Annotated in this window: 1 rRNA gene; it reads right to left on the bottom strand. The window is 54.1% G+C overall.

The features are described from left to right. Positions 1-45: 45 nt before the first annotated feature. Positions 46-1,497: ribosomal RNA gene (locus tag LVQ77_RS22220) — 16S ribosomal RNA — on the bottom strand; the annotation flags it as partial.

Here is a 1,497-nt window from a genome sequence, read left to right as displayed (position 1 = left end):
ATCAGACAATCTGTGTGAGCACTACGCAAGTTCGTATCTATTAGGTAAGGAGGTGATCCAACCGCAGGTTCCCCTACGGTTACCTTGTTACGACTTCACCCCAGTCATGAATCACAAAGTGGTAAGCGCCCTCCCGAAGGTTAAGCTACCTACTTCTTTTGCAACCCACTCCCATGGTGTGACGGGCGGTGTGTACAAGGCCCGGGAACGTATTCACCGTAGCATTCTGATCTACGATTACTAGCGATTCCGACTTCACGGAGTCGAGTTGCAGACTCCGATCCGGACTACGACGCACTTTATGAGGTCCGCTTGCTCTCGCGAGGTCGCTTCTCTTTGTATGCGCCATTGTAGCACGTGTGTAGCCCTACTCGTAAGGGCCATGATGACTTGACGTCATCCCCACCTTCCTCCAGTTTATCACTGGCAGTCTCCTTTGAGTTCCCGGCCGAACCGCTGGCAACAAAGGATAAGGGTTGCGCTCGTTGCGGGACTTAACCCAACATTTCACAACACGAGCTGACGACAGCCATGCAGCACCTGTCTCAGAGTTCCCGAAGGCACTAAGCTATCTCTAGCAAATTCTCTGGATGTCAAGAGTAGGTAAGGTTCTTCGCGTTGCATCGAATTAAACCACATGCTCCACCGCTTGTGCGGGCCCCCGTCAATTCATTTGAGTTTTAACCTTGCGGCCGTACTCCCCAGGCGGTCGACTTAACGCGTTAGCTCCGGAAGCCACTCCTCAAGGGAACAACCTCCAAGTCGACATCGTTTACGGCGTGGACTACCAGGGTATCTAATCCTGTTTGCTCCCCACGCTTTCGCACCTGAGCGTCAGTCTTTGTCCAGGGGGCCGCCTTCGCCACCGGTATTCCTCCAGATCTCTACGCATTTCACCGCTACACCTGGAATTCTACCCCCCTCTACAAGACTCTAGCCTGCCAGTTTCGAATGCAGTTCCCAGGTTGAGCCCGGGGATTTCACATCCGACTTGACAGACCGCCTGCGTGCGCTTTACGCCCAGTAATTCCGATTAACGCTTGCACCCTCCGTATTACCGCGGCTGCTGGCACGGAGTTAGCCGGTGCTTCTTCTGCGAGTAACGTCAATCACTGCGGTTATTAACCACAATGCCTTCCTCCTCGCTGAAAGTACTTTACAACCCGAAGGCCTTCTTCATACACGCGGCATGGCTGCATCAGGCTTGCGCCCATTGTGCAATATTCCCCACTGCTGCCTCCCGTAGGAGTCTGGACCGTGTCTCAGTTCCAGTGTGGCTGGTCATCCTCTCAGACCAGCTAGGGATCGTCGCCTAGGTGAGCCATTACCTCACCTACTAGCTAATCCCATCTGGGCACATCTGATGGCAAGAGGCCCGAAGGTCCCCCTCTTTGGTCCGAAGACGTTATGCGGTATTAGCTACCGTTTCCAGTAGTTATCCCCCTCCATCAGGCAGTTTCCCAGACATTACTCACCCGTCCGCCGCTCGTCACCCAG

Source organism: Buttiauxella cochleicola, from assembly GCF_021282435.1.
Classification (GTDB): Bacteria; Pseudomonadota; Gammaproteobacteria; order Enterobacterales; family Enterobacteriaceae; genus Buttiauxella; species Buttiauxella massiliensis.
Note: the sequence above shows the minus strand (reverse complement) of the source record. Positions and strands in the feature narration are given on the sequence as shown.